Here is a 19,110-nt window from a genome sequence, read left to right as displayed (position 1 = left end):
ACTTGAAAACTTATATAAATAGAATGATGAGAAGTTCAGTAATTAAAAAAGGCACATGGCTGGCTAGCTTTATGTTGGCTGTTTGCTTATGCGCACATGCAGAAGTAAAGCTGCCCGCTATATTCTCCGATGGGATGGTGATGCAGCAACAGACAAAAGCGAATCTTTGGGGGACGGCCACCCCTAATAAGAAAATAACGGTTACTACCGGATGGAATGGAAAACAATATGTGGCAACAGCGGACAAGAACGGCGCATGGAAACTTTCTGTTTCCACTCCCGAAGCAGGAGGTCCTTATTCCATTACTTTCAACGATGGAAGCAAAAAAACATTAAATAATATCTTGATAGGCGAATTGTGGCTATGTTCCGGACAAAGCAATATGGAAATGCCCATGAAAGGATTCAAGAATCAGCCTGTAGAGAATGCCAACATGGATATTCTTCGTAGCAAGAATCCGAATATTCGTTTGTTTACGGTAAAACGTACTTCTACCTTCACTCCGCAAACGGACGTAGCCGGCACATGGAAAGAAGCCACACCGGCGAATGTCCGCGATTTCAGTGCGACAGCTTATTATTTCGGCAGATTAATCAATGAAATACTGGATGTTCCTGTGGGATTGGTGGTCGCCGCTTGGGGCGGTTCGGCTTGCGAGGCATGGATGACAGCCGACTGGCTGAAAGCGTTCCCCGACGCAAAGATACCCCAGTCCGAAGCGGATATCAAATCGAAAAACCGGACGCCGACTGTCCTCTACAACGGCATGTTGCATCCCTTGATTGGCATGACGATGAAAGGGGTTATCTGGTATCAGGGAGAAGATAACTGGAATCGCGCGCACACGTATGCGGATATGTTTACTACCTTGATTAACGGATGGCGTGCCGAATGGAAACAAGGCGATTTTCCTTTCTATTATTGTCAGATAGCTCCCTATGATTATGGAATTATTACGGAAAAAGGAAAAGAAGTGATAAATTCTGCTTATCTTCGGGAGGCGCAGGCAAAAGTAGAACATCGTGTGCCTAACAGTGGCATGGCGGTATTGCTGGATGCAGGCATGGAGAAAGGGATTCATCCCGCCAAGAAACAAATAGCAGGAGAGCGGCTGGCACTGCTGGCGCTGACAAAGACCTACGGAATAGAAGGGGTGAACGGTGAAAGTCCATATTATAAGAGTATGGAAATAAAGAATGATACGGTCATTGTGAGCTTTGAACGGGCAAAAATGTGGATTAGCGGCAAGAATTGCTTTGAATCGAAGAACTTTGAAGTAGCCGGTGAAGACAGAGTATTCTATCCTGCCAAAGCATGGATTGAACGCAGCAAGATACTTGTGAAAAGCGAGCATGTCCCGCATCCGGTAGCCGTTCGTTACGGATTCAAGAATTATGTAGAAGGAGATGTTTATTGTGACGGACTGCCTTTGGGATCTTTCCGTTCGGACAATTGGTGATCCTGCTCACCACACTGTGGTGAGCGAAACAAACTAATGAAGTGATAAATTTATGAATTATTTACGTCACATTTTTGTTCTTTTATTCGTATTTGTTAGCGTGTCAGCTCTTTGGAGTCAGCATGCTAATGTCATTTGGAACACTCCCAGTCGGAATTCCTCCGAATCCATGCCCTGCGGTGGTGGTGATATCGGCATGAATATATGGGTAGAGGAAGGTGATATACTATTCTATCTGAGTCGTAGCGGTACATTCGACGAGAATAACTGCCAACTGAAACAAGGACGTTTTAGGATTCGTCTGTTTCCTAGTCCATTCAAAGATGCAAAAGATTTCCGACAGGAACTGAAATTGAAAGACGGGTATGTAGAAGTATCGGCAGGAGGCACACAGATACAGTTGTGGGCAGATGTCTATCATCCGGTAGTCCATGTGGAAATCACCAACGCACAACCTTTGCGGACAGAAGTCTCTTATGAGAACTGGCGGTATAAGGAACGAATGATCAGAAAAGGAGAGGGGCAACAATGCTCTTACAAATGGGCACCCCCGAAAGGAGCTGTTACCACTGCCGACTTTGTTTCTTTATCTTCCAAAAGGGAACTACCAGGAATGACAAAAAAAGAAAACTTGCTTTTATTCTATCACCGCAATCCCGAACAAACAGTTTTTGACATTGTCGTAGCGCAACAAGGAATGGAAAATGTCAAATCTCAAATGATGAATCCTTTAAAGCATCTGACTTTTGGTGGCTATCTTTTCGGGGATAATCTGGAATATACAGGTACAACAGATAATATCTATGCCGGTACAGACTACCGTGCCTGGAACTTTCGCTCCTCAAAAGTTTCCCGGAAGGAGCAGTTCTGTATCGTCCTGCACACAGAACAGACGGCAACAGTAGAACAATGGGAACAAGACTTGCAAATCAATCTGCAAAGAATAGCCCCACAAGGAAAGATTTCGTCAAAAATTGTATCACAGGATAAAAAACAAACTCGCCTGTGGTGGAATGCCTTTTGGCAACGTAGCTTTATCGAACCTATTGGAGATACAGAAAACAAAAATGATAGCGATATAAAAGAAATTACCCGAAACTACACTCTTTTCCGCTATATGCTAGGTTGCAATGCTTACGGTAGTGTCCCGACCAAATTCAATGGTGGATTATTTACCTTTGATCCCTGTCATATAGACGAAAAACAGGCGTTCACTCCTGATTACCGCAAATGGGGAGGAGGTACAATGACCGCACAGAATCAGCGACTTGTATACTGGCCGATGTTGAAAAGCGGAGACTTCGATATGATGTCTTCCCAATTCGATTTCTACAACCGAATGCTAAAAAATGCAGAACTCCGTACCCAAGTATATTGGCAACACAATGGAGCATGTTTCTGTGAGCAAATAGAGAACTATGGTTTGCCTAATCCTGCGGAGTATGGCTTCAAACGTCCGGAATGGTTTGACAAAGGAGTGGAATATAATGCATGGCTGGAGTATGAGTGGGATACTATACTGGAATTCTGTCAAATGATATTGGAAACCAAGAATTATGCAAATGCAGACATTACTCCATATCTGCCTTTAATTGAAAGCTCGCTGACATTCTTTGACGAACATTATCGCCAACTTGCTTCCCGTCGAGGACGGAAAGCGCTGGATGGTAACGGACAGCTTGTCCTGTTTCCGGGCTCTGCCTGTGAAACATATAAGATGACTAACAATGCCAGCAGTACAATTGCCGCTTTGCGGACTGTATTGGAAAATTATGGGAAGAAAGATGAAATGCTGAAAACGATTCCTCCGATTCCATTGCGGTACATAGAAATCAAGGATTCCTTGAATCCCACAGCTTCACCCGAACTGAAGCAAACGATTTCTCCTGCTGTAAGCTGGGAACGAATCAATAATGTAGAAACTCCGCAATTGTATCCTGTATTTCCCTGGCGCATCTACGGAGTAGGAAAAGAAAATCTTGAATTGGCCCGTAATACTTATTTCTATGATCCGGAAGCAATCAAATTCCGTTCTCATGTCGGGTGGAAACAAGATAACATTTGGGCAGCTTGTCTGGGATTGACCGAAGAAGCCAAGAGGTTGACCCTCGCCAAACTGTCAAACGGACCACATCGTTTTCCTGCTTTTTGGGGACCGGGATATGACTGGACACCCGATCACAATTGGGGAGGTAGCGGTATGATAGGACTTCAAGAAATGTTATTGCAGACGAATGGTGAGCAAATACTCCTTTTTCCCGCATGGTCTAAAGAATGGGATATACATTTCAAACTTCATGCACCAGGTGAAACGACAGTAGAAGCAACCTTGAAAGACGGAAAAGTTACAGACTTGAAAGTTCTTCCCGAAAGCCGGAAAAAGGACATAATAATAATGATTTAAAAAGTCTACATCCCTATATTATGAAATGAAAGAAGCCATAAATAAAAGTATTATGAATAAAAGACTGTTTTTAATTTTATCAGCTTTTCTATTGTTATTCTCACTGATAGAGAAAGGGTGGACAATAGAAACTTACCGCCCCGAAACATCAGTTGCCGGATTCATTCAGCTCCCCGGTAGCGGACGACAAGTGTATAACTTCAATCCGGGATGGAGATTTTTCAAGGGGGACATTTGTGGAGCCGAATCCGTTGATTTCGACGATTGTTCCTGGACAATTGTTTCCACCCCTCATACAGTAGAGTTAATGCCTGCCGAAGCTAGCGGCTGTCGTAACTATCAAGGCCCTGCCTGGTATCGCAAGCATTTCGTACTTCCTGCGGAAACCAAAGGAAAACAGGTCCTGCTCCACTTTGAGGCAGCGATGGGAAAGCAAATCCTTTACTTAAACGGAAAGCGTATTCAAGAACATATTGGCGGTTATCTTCCTTTTACTTTGGATTTGACAGCCAATGGTGTACAGGCAGGAGACTCTTGTCTGCTTGCCGTTTTTGTAGACAATAGCAATGATAAATCCTTTCCTCCCGGCAAGCCCCAATATACGTTGGATTTTGCCTATCATGGCGGTATCTACCGTGATGTATGGATGATAGCTAAATCACCGGTATCCATTACTGACGCAATAGAGTCCCAAACTATTGCAGGTGGTGGAGTTTTTGTTCATTTCGACAAGATCAGTGAAAAGAGCGCACAAGTTTATGTAAATACGGAACTACAAAATAAGGATCAGCATTCCGAAACCGTTACTGTGGAAACGGCTCTGACAGATACTGATGGAAAGGTTATCAGACGAGCTTCCGGCAAGCTTTTCCTAAAACCCGGAGAAAAGAAAACGATCCGGCAGCAGATAGAGATAAAGAACCCTAAACTGTGGTCACCCGATTCACCTTATTTATATAGAGTGCAATCACGGGTTAAAAAAGGTAATCAGTCCATTGACGGAGGCATCACACGTATCGGAATCCGCCAAGCGGAATTTCGTGGTAAGGATGGTTTCTGGCTGAACGGAAAGCCCTTCGGTCAATTAGTAGGCGCCAACCGCCATCAGGACTTTGCATACGTAGGCAATGCCCTGCCTAATTCTCAGCAATGGCGGGATGCAAAACGCCTGCGGGATGCCGGTTGCACAATTATCCGGGTAGCACACTATCCACAAGATCCTGCTTTTATGGATGCTTGCGATGAACTCGGTATGTTTGTTATCGTAGCTACTCCGGGATGGCAATATTGGAACAAGGATGTGAAATTCGGAGAATTGGTTCATCAAAACACCCGCGAAATGATTCGCCGTGACCGTAATCACCCATCTGTTTTGATGTGGGAACCTATTCTGAATGAAACCCGCTATCCGCTCGACTTTGCCTTGAAAGCACTCGAAATAACCAAAGAAGAATTTCCTTATCCGGGACGTCCCGTAGCTGCTGCCGATGTGCATTCCGCCGGTGTGAAAGAACATTATGACGTAGTTTACGGTTGGCCGGGAGATGACGAAAAGACTGATAGGCCGGAGCAATGTATTTTCACCCGTGAATTCGGAGAGAATGTAGACGATTGGTACGCTCACAACAACAATAACCGTGCGAGCCGCAGTTGGGGGGAACGTCCGCTGCTCGTACAGGCGCTGTCTTTGGCTAAAAGTTATGATGAGATGTACCGTACTACCGGTCAGTTTATCGGTGGAGCACAATGGCATCCGTTCGATCATCAGCGCGGTTATCATCCCGATCCTTATTGGGGAGGTATATATGATGCTTTCCGACAAAAGAAATATGCCTACGAAATGTTCCGTAGTCAATCACCCGCCAATCTTCACCATCCGCTGACAGAATGTGGACCAATGGTATTCATTGCTCATGAAATGTCACAGTTCTCCGATAAAGATGTAGTGATATTCAGTAACTGCGACTCGGTGCGTCTTTCTATCTATGATGGGACGAAATCATGGACTAAGCCTGTAATTCATGCCAAAGGGCATATGCCGAATGCACCTGTTATATTCGAAGATGTATGGGATTTCTGGGAAGCACGCGGATATAGCTATACACAAAAGAACTGGCAGAAAGTAAATATGGTTGCTGAAGGTATCATTGACGGAAAAGTGGTGTGTACACAAAAGAAAATGCCTTCCCGTCGGTCTACCAAACTTCGTTTGTATGCAGATACTCAAAAAGTAAATTTGATAGCGGACGGTTCGGATTTCATTGTGGTAGTTGCCGAAGTGACAGATGATAGCGGTAATGTGCGTCGTCTGGCAAAAGAAAATATTGTGTTCACTGTAGAAGGAGAAGGACAAATTATTGGTGACGCTACCATTGGCGCCAATCCTCGTACTGTAGAATTCGGTTCGGCTCCTTTGTTGGTCCGGTCTACTCGGAAAGCCGGAAAGATTAAAGTGAAAGCTCATGTACAATTTGAAGGAACACAGGCTCCTATGGCTGCCGAATTGGAGTTTGAAAGTATCCCGGCCGAATTTCCTTTCTGCTACAAAGAACAAACAATCACTTCACCTACAATGAAAACCGGTTTGTCGGAAAGGAAATCGGAAGGAAAGCTACAGCTCACCGAAGAAGAACGCCAACGAGTATTGGACGAAGTAGAACGCCAACAGACCGAATTCGGAACTGAAAAATAGCACAAGAAACAATAAGAAGATAGTGATTCCAGTCACTATCTTCAAAAAAAAGACTACCTTTGGGAGCATTAAAACCTCTATTATTATCATAAATGAGAAAACGGAATATTCTAATACTATTATTATCGTTGGCGGGTGTATGTGCTTTTGCCTATCCAAATATGATTGTAGAACATTATACGGCTGAACGTGGTTTGCCCAATAACATCGTCAACTGCACTTTAAAAGGGACAGATGGATTTGTCTGGTTTGGCACATGGTACGGATTATGCAGCTTTGACGGAGCTAAATTCCGTTCGTATGATAATCGGGACGGTTTTTATTCTGCAGATATTCCTCCTCGCAAGATTCAGCGTATTGTAGAAGATAAGAATGGTTTTCTATGGCTCAAGACTATTGACCGCAAACTATATTTATTTGACAAGAAGCATGAAACTTTTCATGCCGTCTATGATGATGTAAAAGAATACTCCGAGAATATTCAGATTATCAAGATTCAAACGACAGAAGACGGAGACGTTCTACTGTTGACTAAAGATAAAAGTTTGTTGCGTGCACATACCGATAAAACAGGCAAGATTACAATGAAGCAGTTGCACGACTCACGCCCCAATGTGAACGTATATGATATGCGTTTGAAACATAATGTGTTTTGTGAAACTGCTGAATTTATTAATTGGATAGGTATGGATTACCAGATTCTGTCTCTTAGAAAAGGAAGTGCCTTGAAAGATAAACCTTCCGATTTTATACAAAAAAAAGTTTCTGCCGATCCCAAATTGTTCACTTGCGCTTCTTATAATTCCAAGTTCCTGTGGCTGGGAGATCAAAACGGGCATATCTATAGCATTGATCCTCAAAATGGGGTTGTGAATCGTTACGAGATACCGGAGATCAAACAGGCTATCTCTCGTTTACTGGTCACCGAGTCCGGCTTGATGTATATAACTACCAATGACGGAGCATACGAATACAACATCGGTTACAAACAGCTAACCAAACTACCGTTTACAATCCCCCAAGAGGATAGTGGCATCATATTCTATGACAAATATGATAAAATATGGTTTCAGGAAGGCAATCACGCATTGATATATTATGATCCTCTGAATAAAAGTAGTCATCGTTTTACTTTTCCCAATCAGAATACCATTGGCAATTTTGAGATGCAGGATGCAGGTGAGCAAGGAATGTTTTTTCTCACTCCGGGCGGAGAAATTCTTCTTTTCGACAGGGATAAGCTGGAAATGACCCGTATCAATCAAATGAAACCTTTCTCTGAGGATCTTCCCAATCAACTTTTTTTTCATTTGTTATTGGATAAAGATGGAATCCTTTGGTTAGCATCTACCGGTAGCGGGGTGTATCGAGTGAATTTCCCCAAAAAACAATTCCAGTTACTGACCGATATATCTCCCGTTCCAGTTTCTACAGAAAAACAGACATCCTGGAATCAAGGAATCCGTGCTCTCTATCAGGCACAAAACGGAGATATTTGGGTAGGAACCCGATGGCAGGCTCTATACCGTCTTGATCGTAACGGACAAGTGAAGCAGATTTTCTCGGACCATAACTACCTGTTGGGAGCAGTCTATCATATTATGGAAGATAAAGACGGAAATCTATGGTTCTCTACCAAAGGTAATGGATTGGTGAAAGCTGAACCGGATATGAACTCACCTCATGGACTGCGTTTTACCCGTTACAAGAATGATCCGAAAGATTCAAACTCCATTAGTAATAATGACGTATACTTTACTTACCAAGATAGTCAGGAACGCATTTGGGTAGGATTATTGGGAGGAGGATTAAATCTGATTGCCGAAGAAAACGGAGAAGTTGTTTTCAAACATAAATACAACGGACTGAAACAGTATCCTCCTTATGGACTATATATGGAGGTACGCACAATGACAGAAGATGAAGACGGTCGGATATGGGTAGGAACAATGGATGGTTTAATGTCTTTCGACGGACATTTTGCAACACCCGAACAGATACAATTTGAGACTTACCGTCAAGTCAGCGAACGATCCAATGTCGCTGATAATGATATTTATGTGCTATATAAGGACACTGACTCGCAAATCTGGGTAAGCGTATTTGGTGGAGGTCTGAACAAACTTATTCGATATGATAAAGAAAAGCATGAACCGATCTTTAAATCATACGGCATACGTGAAGGAATGAATAATGACGTAGTCAAGTCAATTGTAGAAGATAAAAACGGAAATCTCTGGTTTACAACAGAAATCGGTTTGTCCTGCTTTAATAAAGCTACCGAACAGTTCCGCAATTATGATAAATATGACGGTTTCCTAAACGTAGAATTGGAAGAGGGAAGTACACTTCGTACATTAAACGGAGATTTATGGCTCGGTACACGACAAGGTATATTGGCATTTTCTCCGGATAAGTTGGAAACACAACACATGGACTATGATACACGTATTGTCGATTTCAAAGTATCCAATCGCGATCTGCGGAGTTTTCAGGATTGCCCCATTCTAAAAGAATCCATTATTTATACCGATGCGATTCAACTGAAATACAACCAGTCCATGTTCACAATAGAATTCGCTGCTCTGAATTTTTATAATCAGAACAGGGTATCTTATCGTTACATACTTGAAGGATATGAAAAAGAATGGCATTATAATGGAAAGAACCGGATTGCTTCTTATACTAATGTGCCTCCCGGTGATTATACTTTCCGTGTAGAAACGCTGGATGAAGCCAATCCCGAACTTGTTTCGAGCCGAACTTTAGCCGTTACGGTTCTTCCACCCTGGTGGCTGAGTTGGTGGGCAATGATTATTTATGTCATACTTGGATTGGCAGCTCTTTATTTCGGTTTGCGCCTGGCTTTCTTCATGATCAAAATGAAGAATGATATCTATATCGAGCAAAAAGTATCGGAAATGAAAATTAAGTTCTTTACCAATATTTCCCATGAACTTCGCACTCCCTTGACATTGATAAAAGGACCTATACAGGAACTGAAAGAACGGGAAAAATTATCCCCGAAAGGATTGCAGTATGTTGATCTGATGGAGAAGAATACCAATCAAATGTTACAATTGGTGAATCAGATATTGGATTTCCGGAAGATTCAGAATGGCAAGATGCGCTTGCATGTTTCTTTGATTGATTTTAATGAAATGATAGCTTCTTTCCAGAAAGAATTCCGTGTACTTTCAGAAGAGAATGAAGTTAGTTTCACTTTCCAGTTACCGGACGAATCTATTATGGTATGGGCAGACAAGGAAAAATTAAGTATTGTCATCCGCAACATTATATCCAATGCGTTTAAGTTCACGCATTCCGGTGGAAGTATCTACGTCACTACCGGATTGACGGATGACGGAAAACGCTGTTTCGTACGGGTAGAAGATAATGGAGAGGGCATTCCACAAAGTAAGCTGACTGAAATATTCGAACGCTTCTCACAAGGAGAAAATACTAAGAATCCATACTATCAAGGTACAGGCATTGGTCTGGCACTTTCTAAAGAAATCGTAAACCTGCATCATGGTTCTATTTATGCTGAAAGTCCCGAAGGACAGGGAGCCGTATTTACAGTTGAACTTCTGATGGATAAGGAACACTATCGTCCGTCGGAAGTCGACTTCTATGTCAGCGACACGGAAACTGCTCCAACCGCTTCCGAAGAAGAAGCTGTTACGAATATTTCTTCGGTAGAAACTACAGAAGAAGAACCGGAAATAGACTCTTCACTACCGACCCTGTTATTAGTAGAAGATAACAGAGATCTTTGTCAACTGATAAAATTGCAATTAGAAGACAAATTCAACATCCATATTGCCAATAATGGAGTAGAAGGTTTGAAGAAAGTCCATCTTTACCATCCGGACATTGTGGTGACAGATCAGATGATGCCTGAGATGGACGGGTTGGAAATGTTACAGTCTATCCGTAAAGATTTCCAAATCAGCCATATTCCTGTAATAATACTGACTGCAAAGAATGATGAAGGTGCCAAGACAAAAGCCATAACTTTGGGTGCCAATGCTTATATAACTAAACCATTCAGCAAAGAATACCTGTTGGCACGAATCGACCAGTTATTGTCTGAGCGAAAATTATTCCGTGAACGTATCCGGCAGCAAATGGAGAACCAGACAACGACGGAAGAGGATAGTTATGAACAGTACCTGGTAAAGAAAGATGTACAGTTCCTCGAGAAAATCCATCAAGTGATCGAAGAGAATATGGATGATAGTGATTTCAATATAGATACAATAGCTTCCGGTATAGGTTTGAGTCGTTCGGCATTCTTTAAAAAGTTGAAGAGCCTAACCGGGTTAGCCCCCGTAGATTTGGTTAAAGAAATTCGTCTGAACAAATCTATTGAATTGATTAAGAGTACGGATTTAAGTGTCTCTGAAATTGCTTTTGCTGTCGGATTCAAGGATTCCGGCTATTATAGTAAATGTTTCCGGAAGAAATATAACCAAACTCCCCGCGAATATATGAATGAATGGCGGAAAGGAGAGAAATAACCGGTTACAAAACGCTTTCTTAATCGTCTTTTTAGAAAACCTATTAAGATTCGAAAGAATGAACAACATCAAGAAAGTATTATCAGCATGGATGCTGGTTGCCTGTATATTACCTGTGGCAGCGCAGTATCCGGTGATTCCGGACTCTGTAAAGGCAAGAGGGGCAAAACAAGAAGCCGAGTTTGAACATCAATCAAATGTAGCATGGGAAAAAGCTCTGCCGACAGTTTTGGAAGAGGCACAAAAAGGACGTCCCTATAAACCGTGGGCTTCAAAACCGGAAGATTTGGTAAAAAGTAATATCCCCGCTTTTCCCGGTGCGGAGGGAGGGGGAATGTATACTCCCGGTGGTCGTGGAGGGAAAGTAATCGTAGTCACATCGCTCGAAGATTCCGGTCCCGGAACATTCCGTGAAGCTTGTGAAACGGGGGGGGCACGTATTATCGTTTTCAATGTATCGGGCGTAATACATCTCAAGAGTCCTATCAGTGTACGTGCACCGTATGTGACCATTGCCGGACAAACGGCTCCGGGAGACGGCATATGTGTGGCAGGACAGTCTTTTCTGATTGATACACACGATGTTGTTATCCGTCATATGCGTTTCCGTCGTGGTGCACAGGATGTTGCCTTTCGTGATGATGCGGTAGGCGGAAATGCAGTCGGGAATATCATGATAGACCACTGTTCGGCAAGTTGGGGACTGGATGAAAATATGTCTATCTACCGACACGTATACAATAGAGGTGCAGATGGACACGGACTGAAACTTCCGACTGTAAATATCACTATTCAGAACTCTATATTCTCCGAAGCGTTGGACACTTACAATCATGCTTTCGGCGCTACCATCGGCGGGCATAACAGTATGTTCTGCCGTAATCTATTTGCTTCCAATATCAGCCGTAACAGTTCGGTAGGGATGGACGGAGATTTCAATTTTGTTAATAATGTCGTATTTAATTGGTGGAATCGTTCTGTGGACGGAGGAGATAATAAAAGTTTCTATAACATGATTAATAATTACTTCAAACCGGGCCCCATTACTCCATTAGACAAACCGATCTCATATCGTATCCTTAAACCGGAAGCCGGACGTGACAAAAACCGTCCTTTATCTTTTGGAAAAGCTTATGTCAACGGAAATATCATTCATGGAAATGCAAAAGTGACAAAGAACAATTGGGATGGCGGTGTACAGCTTAAGGATGGCGTAGACTCAGAAAAGTTCCTTCCGCAAATTAAATCGGACGAAGCATTCAAAATGCCTCCTGTCACTATAATGGATACTCCAAAAGCCTATAGCTTTGTATTGGACAATGCAGGAGCTAACTTTCCAAAACGTGATGCAGTCGATTCCCGTGTGATCAAAACAGTACGAATGGGTAAAGCCATTTATGTAAAAGACGCTCCGGAATTTGTGTCACCATATGTAAAGAGACGTTTACCGGCAGACTCTTATAAACAAGGAATTATTACAGACATCCGTCAAGTAGGCGGACTTCCCGAATATAAAGGAGAACCGTATGCCGATACAGATAATGACGGGATGCCGGATGTTTGGGAAGTTGCTAACGGGCTGAATCCGAACGATCCTTCCGACGCAGTGAAAGATTGTAATGGGGACGGCTATACTAACATTGAGAAATATATCAATGGTATCGATACAAAGAAGAAAGTGGATTGGACAGATTTGAAAAACAATCATGATACACTTTCTAAAAGGAAAAGTCTGTTTTAGCCAAATAAATTGATAATAAAGTTTATTGTAATGAATATACAAATAAGAACTATCCTTTTGGGATTATTAAGTATCGGGTTTGCGCAGAGTCATGCGCAAACCTTTGCTTTACAAGTAAAAGACGACCGGATTACTTACCTTAATGACGAATTGGGAAATAGGATTCTCGATTTCTCAACGTGTGGTTATCAGGCTTCGGAACAGGATATTCCCTCCGTTCGGAATGTCGTATTTGTATCTTGGAAACCCGGAGACAATACAACAAGAATTCAACGTGCCATAGACTATGTAGCCTCCTTGCCTCCTGATATTTCAGGTTTCCGCGGTGCTGTGTTATTGGATAAAGGCGAGTTTTCCCTGTCCGGAAGTATCCGCATTGCTACATCCGGAATCGTATTACGGGGAATGGATAAAGAAAGTACAATATTATTAAAGAAAGGAGTGGATCGGGGTTCTCTTATCTATATGGAAGGAGAAAACGACTTGGTAATAAAAGATACATTACAAGTACTCTCAAACTATGTTCCGGTGAATACAAAAACGTTGGAAGTCGCTTTGGGGACTTCTCTGAAAAAAGGAGACCGGATTATGGTAACCCGTCCTTCCGGTAAGGAGTGGATTGCTTCTTTAGGTTGTAACATCTTTGGAGGAGGAATCAGCGCCTTAGGATGGAAAGAAGGGGATATGGATTTAACATGGGACCGGGTTGTTAGCGATATTAATGGTAACCTGCTTACCTTAGATGCACCGTTGACTGTGGCATTGGATGCCAAATACGGTGTATCTACCATTATGACATACCAATGGAACGGACGTATTGAAAACTGCGGTGTAGAGAATCTGACATTGGTCTCAGATTATGATAAACACTATCCGAAAGACGAGGATCATTGTTGGACAGGGATTTCCATCGAAGCTGCAGAAAACTGCTGGGTAAGGCAAGTTAATTTCAGGCATTTTGCAGGAAGCGCTGTAATCGTTCAACGGACCGGTTCTAAAATCACTGTCGAGGATTGTATTTCGAAAGATCCCGTTTCCGAAATAGGAGGGATGCGCCGTTGTACTTTCCACACATTGGGACAGCAGACTTTATTCCAACGTTGTTATTCGGAACAAGGCATTCACGATTTCGCGGCCGGATTCTGCGCTGCCGGCCCTAATGCTTTCGTTCAATGCGATTCGTACCAATCTTTAGGATTCAGTGGTTCTATTGATGCTTGGGCGTGTGGTTTACTGTTTGATGTCGTCAATATCGACGGACATAATCTCACTTTTAAAAATTTAGGGCAGGATAAGAATGGAGCCGGTTGGAATACAGGCAACAGTCTGTTCTGGCAATGTACCGCTGCAGAAATAGAATGTTATACTCCGGCAAAAGATGCACAAAATCGTGCGTATGGTTGCTGGGCACAGTTCTCGGGAGACGGAGAATGGGCACAGTCCAATAATCATGTCCAGCCGCGCAGTATATTTTATGCCCAATTAACGGAACGCCTGCAAAAAGAATGCGCAGAACGGGCACGTATCCTGCCTAGAAACACAAGTGCAACAAGTAGCCCTACCGTAGAAGTAGCTATGGCATTGGCAAAAGAAGCTTATAATCCTCGTTTGACATTGGAGCATTGGATCGAAGAAAATAAATTTATCCCTTCAGTCGTGCCAACAGGAGTCAAATCAATCGATGATATTAAAGAGAAAAAGACTATTTCAAACAAACAACGGACACAACCGGAAATAAGTATCGTCAACGGACGTATTCAAATGGATGGTGTATTGCTTGTAGGAGGCAGTCATACAACTCCTTGGTGGAATGGAAAACTTAAAACCAACTTTTTGAAAAAAGCAAGCCCTGCCATCACCCGCTTTGTGCCGGGACGCGAAGGATTGGGACTGACTGACCGTATCGACTCTGTAGTCAGCTTCATGAAACAGAAGAACATACTTGTTTTTGACCAGAACTATGGACTGTGGTATGACCGCCGTCGGGATGACCATGAACGTATCCGCCGCCGGGATGGAGATGTATGGGGTCCTTTTTACGAACAGCCATTCGGACGTAGTGGTCAGGGAACAGCTTGGGAAGGTTTAAGCAAATATGATTTGAAACGCCCCAATGCCTGGTACTGGTCGCGCTTGAAAGAATTTGCAGAGAAAGGAAGCAAAGATGGACTGCTTCTATTCCACGAAAACTACTTCCAGCATAATATTCTGGAAGCCGGAGCACATTGGGTGGACTGTCCGTGGAGAAGCAGTAATAATATCAATGAGACCGGATTTCCGGAACCCGTTCCATTTGCCGGAGACAAACGTATTTTCGTAGCAGATATGTTTTACGATATCAGTCATCCGGTACGCCGCGAGTTGCATAGGCAATACATTCGCCAATGTCTCAATAACTTCTCAGATAATTCGAATGTCATTCAACTGACAAGTGCAGAATTTACAGGGCCATTGCACTTCGTACAGTTCTGGTTGGATGTCATAGCCGAGTGGGAAGCTGAAACCGGAAAGAAAGCTAAAGTAGCATTGAGTACGACAAAGGATGTGCAGGATGCTATTCTTGCAGACCCTAAACGGGCTGCTGTGGTAGATGTTATTGATATTCGTTATTGGCATTATAAGAAAGATGGAATCTTTGCGCCGGAAGGTGGGAAAAACATGGCTCCCCGCCAGCATATGCGTAAGATGAAAGTAGGAAAGATAACCTTTAATGAAGCTTATAAGGCAGTGAGCGAATACCGCCGGAAGTTTCCTCAGAAAGCAGTAACTTTCTATGCGCAAAATTATCCTTCTATGGGATGGGCAGTATTCATGGCAAGTGGCTCGTGTCCTGTTATTCCGTGTAAAGACAAGGCTTTCTTAAAGGATGCGGCAGTTATGGAAGTGGAAGAGACCAATACTGATCAATATAAGAAATTGGTAAAATCTGATACAGGAAATATCATTTATTCCAAGTCTGGAACAGAAATTCCCATTCATTTATCGTCCGGAAAATATGTATTAAAGTACATTCACCCTGATTCCGGGGAAGTGAACACAATAAATAAATCGCTGAAAATAAAAGGACTATATACTTTAAAGGTACCAGATAAGAAAGAAGGCATTTATTGGTTTCATAAGCTATAAGATAGAAAATCCCGTTGAATGATCTTCAACGGGATTTTTGTTTTATATAGGTAAATTCTAATAAAAGAGTGTTATAAAACATGATACTTATTTTTTCAATCCACAAACCAGATTTTACCTAAGGTTGTGACGGATACTGCCTAGTTTTGCAACATCAAATCAATCGAATTAATGCTATGATGGGACAAACTAATAATTCAACCGAAACTTTATTCGCTTCATTTCAAGCGGGGAATATGGCAGCTTTTTCTCAGCTATATGATTTATATATCAATATCCTTTTTAATTATGGGCTAAAGCTAACTTTGGATAAAGAGTTATTGAAAGATTGCATCCATGATGTTTTTGTGAAGCTTTATACTAAGAAAGATGAACTAGGAACTATTGATAATCTGAAATCCTATATGTTCATCTCATTAAAGAACAAGTTGTGCGATGAACTTCGTAAACGTATGTATATGTCCGATACAGCTATTGAAGAAGTCAATATGCTGGCTCCTACAGATGTAGAAAATGATTATGCGGAAAAAGAACAGCGCAAAAATGAGTTTTTCCTTATTAAGCGTTTACTAAACCAACTATCCCCCCGCCAGCGCGAAGCACTCACTCTATATTATATAGAAGAAAAGAAATATGAAGATATCTGCGAAATTATGAACATGAATTATCAGTCTGTACGCAACTTGATGTATCGCGGATTGACAAAGTTACGTGATTTGGCAAGTTAATTATGGTAAAAAGAATGCTTTATTGAGTACATATACAGGATAACACCGTCCTATTTACGTAAACGCTTAAAAAGGATGTGATATGTATTCTAAGGTAAAAGATTTTTTGACGGATGATGACTTTATCAACTATGTGCTGGGGGTGGTTCCACAGTCAGCCTCCAAATGGGAGGCTTATTTCAAGGAACATCCGGATGAACTGGCAGACGCGGAAGAAGCCAAGGCAGTATTAATGGCTCCGACAGATGTTGCCTGTGATTTTACAATGGCTGAAAGCAAAGAATTAAAAGATAGGATTGTTAGTAGTATAAAAGATTTTTCGGGTATTTTATAATTAGGTTAGGTAGTTGCTATTTTTTTTGTACTTTTGCGCCCAATTAAAAATATCACATTCATGAAGACAAGCGAATCTTTATTATCGATAGGTAAATTTATAGCAGAATATTCGGCCCATTTAATGGGCGCAGGAGTACATACTTCGCGGGTAGTGCGCAATTCCAAACGTATTGGAGAAGCTTTCGGACTAGATGTAAAGTTAGGCGTATTTCATAAAAACATCATTTTGACAATTGTAGATAAAGAGACGAATGAAGCTTGTAATGAAGTTATCGATATCCCCGCACATCCCATTAGTTTTGAACACAACTCAGAGTTAAGCGCATTAAGTTGGGAAGCGGTAGACAATCATCTGTCATTGGAGGAACTGACAGCCAAATACAAGAAAATCGTTTCCGCCCCGATGATACATCCTCTCTTCGTCTTATTGTTAGTCGGATTCGCCAATGCATCATTCTGCAAATTGTTCGGTGGCGATTTAATATCTATGGGAATTGTCTTTTCTGCTACCATCACAGGATTCTATCTGAAACAACAGATGCAGAAGAAAAAGCTGAATCATTACATTGTTTTTATCGTTTCAGCTTTTGTTGCTTCCCTTTGCGCTTCTACAGCCTTGATTTTCGATACAACTTCAGAGATAGCAATGGCTACCAGTGTACTTTATCTTGTTCCCGGTGTTCCTTTGATTAATGGAGTGATTGATATAGTCGAAGGATATGTACTGACCGGATTTGCCCGTCTGACAGAAGCCTCCTTGCTGATTGTCAGCATTGCTATCGGACTTTCTTTCACATTACTAATGGTAAAAAACAGTTTAATTTAATATGATAGCACTCGACATTTTTACTGACGGATTTTTTGCAGCAGTGGCAGGTATAGGATTTGGTGCGATTTCCGATCCTCCTTTGCGGGCATTTAAGATGATTGCCTTATTGGCGGCATTGGGACACGCTTGCCGTTTTTGCCTGATGACTTATTTAGGGGTAGATATTGCTACAGCTTCTTTATTTGCCGGCTTAGTGATCGGTTTTGGTAGTTTATGGTTAGGGAAAAAAGTATATTGCCCGATGACAGTACTTTATATTCCGGCTCTGCTTCCGATGATTCCGGGCAAATTTGCATACAACATGGTATTTTCACTTATCATGTGTTTGCAGAACGTGAATGACCCGGAAAATCTGGATAAGTTCATGTCAATGTTCTTCTCCAACAGCCTGGTAGCAAGCACGGTTATTTTCATGTTGGCAGTAGGAGCCACTTTCCCGATGTTCCTATTCCCACATAGAGCTTTTTCATTAACAAGACATTAAAACTACTTTTATGGAGATTTTTTGGAGAACAATTGCATATTATAATTCAGCTACTTGGCTTTTACAGACAGTCATCATTCTGATTGGTATTGCATTGACCGGATTGCTTATCAGTAAACCGCGCACATGGGTGAAGATGGCGATGAAGTTTTATATGATAGGACTTTATACATGGATTTCGGTAATCTACTATTATGTCTATTGCGAAGAACGTAGTTACAATGGAGTGATGGCTATGTTCTGGGGAGTAATGGCTATTATTTGGATATGGGATGCGATTACGGGATACACGACTTTCGAACGTACCCACAAATACGACATCCTGTCCTATGTCTTGTTGGCAATGCCATTCATATATCCTTTAGTATCATTAGCGCGCGGACTTTCCTTTCCGGAAATGACTTCTCCGGTAATGCCTTGTTCTGTGGTTGTGTTTACCATTGGGCTATTATTGCTGTTTGCTCACAAAGTGAATATGTTTCTAGTCCTTTTCCTTTGCCACTGGTCATTGATCGGATTATCCAAAACTTATTTCTTCCAGATTCCGGAAGATTTCCTGTTGGCAAGTGCCACAATTCCCGGCCTGTATCTTTTCTTCAGAGAATATTTCCTGAACAATCTGCATGCCGACACCAAGCCGAAAGCCAAATATATCAATTGGCTATTGATAAGCGTTTGCATCGGACTGGCTGTGTTGCTGACTACTACCATGTTTTTAGAATTAGTTCCGAAGAATTGATCTAGAACACATAGAAGATATTCAAATCAAAAAAGTCTTTCTAGCTTT

At 41.9% G+C, this 19,110-nt stretch carries 11 protein-coding genes; all 11 read left to right on the top strand.

Features of this window, described 5'->3' with window-relative positions; genetic code table 11:
* Positions 1 to 26: 26 nt before the first annotated feature.
* The 11 genes from BACFIN_RS10525 to BACFIN_RS10575 all read left to right on the top strand — a co-directional run bounded on the left by BACFIN_RS10525 (position 27) and on the right by BACFIN_RS10575 (position 19,062).
* Positions 27 to 1,460 carry a sialate O-acetylesterase gene (locus BACFIN_RS10525; RefSeq protein ID WP_032839576.1) on the top strand — a complete coding sequence of 478 codons (1,434 nt, stop codon included), beginning with the start codon at positions 27 to 29 and terminating at the stop codon, positions 1,458 to 1,460.
* Between the two features lie 52 nt (positions 1,461 to 1,512).
* A complete protein-coding gene (locus BACFIN_RS10530; RefSeq protein WP_032839564.1) occupies positions 1,513 to 3,864 on the top strand; it encodes a DUF5703 domain-containing protein in 2,352 nt (783 codons plus the stop codon).
* A gap of 52 nt (positions 3,865 to 3,916) precedes the next feature.
* Positions 3,917 to 6,556, top strand: a complete 2,640-nt coding sequence (locus BACFIN_RS10535; protein ID WP_032839575.1) for a glycoside hydrolase family 2 protein — start codon at positions 3,917 to 3,919, stop codon at positions 6,554 to 6,556.
* A gap of 92 nt (positions 6,557 to 6,648) precedes the next feature.
* Positions 6,649 to 11,079, top strand: coding sequence for a hybrid sensor histidine kinase/response regulator transcription factor (locus BACFIN_RS10540; RefSeq protein ID WP_007752869.1), 4,431 nt, complete (start codon positions 6,649 to 6,651; stop codon positions 11,077 to 11,079).
* A 58-nt stretch (positions 11,080 to 11,137) separates the two neighbouring features.
* A complete protein-coding gene (locus BACFIN_RS10545) occupies positions 11,138 to 12,820 on the top strand; it encodes a polysaccharide lyase (protein ID WP_032839574.1) in 1,683 nt (560 codons plus the stop codon).
* Between the two features lie 30 nt (positions 12,821 to 12,850).
* Positions 12,851 to 15,946 carry a DUF6298 domain-containing protein gene (locus BACFIN_RS10550; RefSeq protein ID WP_007752865.1) on the top strand — a complete coding sequence of 1,032 codons (3,096 nt, stop codon included), beginning with the start codon at positions 12,851 to 12,853 and terminating at the stop codon, positions 15,944 to 15,946.
* A 176-nt stretch (positions 15,947 to 16,122) separates the two neighbouring features.
* Positions 16,123 to 16,674 (top strand): RNA polymerase sigma factor, encoded by a 552-nt coding sequence (locus BACFIN_RS10555; RefSeq protein ID WP_007752863.1) that lies wholly within the window; start codon positions 16,123 to 16,125, stop codon positions 16,672 to 16,674.
* 82 nt (positions 16,675 to 16,756) lie between these two features.
* On the top strand, positions 16,757 to 17,008 hold the full coding sequence (locus tag BACFIN_RS10560) for a hypothetical protein (RefSeq protein WP_007752857.1): 252 nt from the start codon (positions 16,757 to 16,759) through the stop codon (positions 17,006 to 17,008).
* 60 nt (positions 17,009 to 17,068) lie between these two features.
* Positions 17,069 to 17,836: a threonine/serine exporter family protein gene (locus tag BACFIN_RS10565; protein WP_007752854.1), complete on the top strand. Its 768-nt coding sequence runs from the start codon at positions 17,069 to 17,071 to the stop codon at positions 17,834 to 17,836.
* Position 17,837: 1 nt separating this feature from the next.
* Positions 17,838 to 18,323, top strand: coding sequence for a threonine/serine exporter family protein (locus tag BACFIN_RS10570; protein WP_007752846.1), 486 nt, complete (start codon positions 17,838 to 17,840; stop codon positions 18,321 to 18,323).
* Between the two features lie 10 nt (positions 18,324 to 18,333).
* Positions 18,334 to 19,062, top strand: coding sequence for a DUF6064 family protein (locus BACFIN_RS10575; protein WP_007752844.1), 729 nt, complete (start codon positions 18,334 to 18,336; stop codon positions 19,060 to 19,062).
* The last annotated feature ends 48 nt before the right edge of the window (positions 19,063 to 19,110 follow it).

This window comes from Bacteroides finegoldii DSM 17565 (genome assembly GCF_000156195.1).
Lineage (GTDB): Bacteria > Bacteroidota > Bacteroidia > Bacteroidales > Bacteroidaceae > Bacteroides > Bacteroides finegoldii.
The sequence above is the reverse complement of the archived record's forward strand: the minus strand, read 5'-3'. Positions and strand labels throughout refer to the sequence as shown.

Excerpts from the sequence above, each read along its gene's own strand:
- BACFIN_RS10525 (WP_032839576.1), top strand. The coding sequence starts at position 27 with ATGAGAAGTTCAGTAATTAAAAAAGGCACATGGCTGGCTAGCTTTATG.
- BACFIN_RS10530 (WP_032839564.1), top strand. The coding sequence starts at position 1,513 with ATGAATTATTTACGTCACATTTTTGTTCTTTTATTCGTATTTGTTAGC.
- BACFIN_RS10535 (WP_032839575.1), top strand. The coding sequence starts at position 3,917 with ATGAATAAAAGACTGTTTTTAATTTTATCAGCTTTTCTATTGTTATTC.
- BACFIN_RS10540 (WP_007752869.1), top strand. The coding sequence starts at position 6,649 with ATGAGAAAACGGAATATTCTAATACTATTATTATCGTTGGCGGGTGTA.
- BACFIN_RS10545 (WP_032839574.1), top strand. The coding sequence starts at position 11,138 with ATGAACAACATCAAGAAAGTATTATCAGCATGGATGCTGGTTGCCTGT.
- BACFIN_RS10550 (WP_007752865.1), top strand. The coding sequence starts at position 12,851 with ATGAATATACAAATAAGAACTATCCTTTTGGGATTATTAAGTATCGGG.
- BACFIN_RS10555 (WP_007752863.1), top strand. The coding sequence starts at position 16,123 with ATGATGGGACAAACTAATAATTCAACCGAAACTTTATTCGCTTCATTT.
- BACFIN_RS10560 (WP_007752857.1), top strand. The coding sequence starts at position 16,757 with ATGTATTCTAAGGTAAAAGATTTTTTGACGGATGATGACTTTATCAAC.
- BACFIN_RS10565 (WP_007752854.1), top strand. The coding sequence starts at position 17,069 with ATGAAGACAAGCGAATCTTTATTATCGATAGGTAAATTTATAGCAGAA.
- BACFIN_RS10570 (WP_007752846.1), top strand. The coding sequence starts at position 17,838 with ATGATAGCACTCGACATTTTTACTGACGGATTTTTTGCAGCAGTGGCA.
- BACFIN_RS10575 (WP_007752844.1), top strand. The coding sequence starts at position 18,334 with ATGGAGATTTTTTGGAGAACAATTGCATATTATAATTCAGCTACTTGG.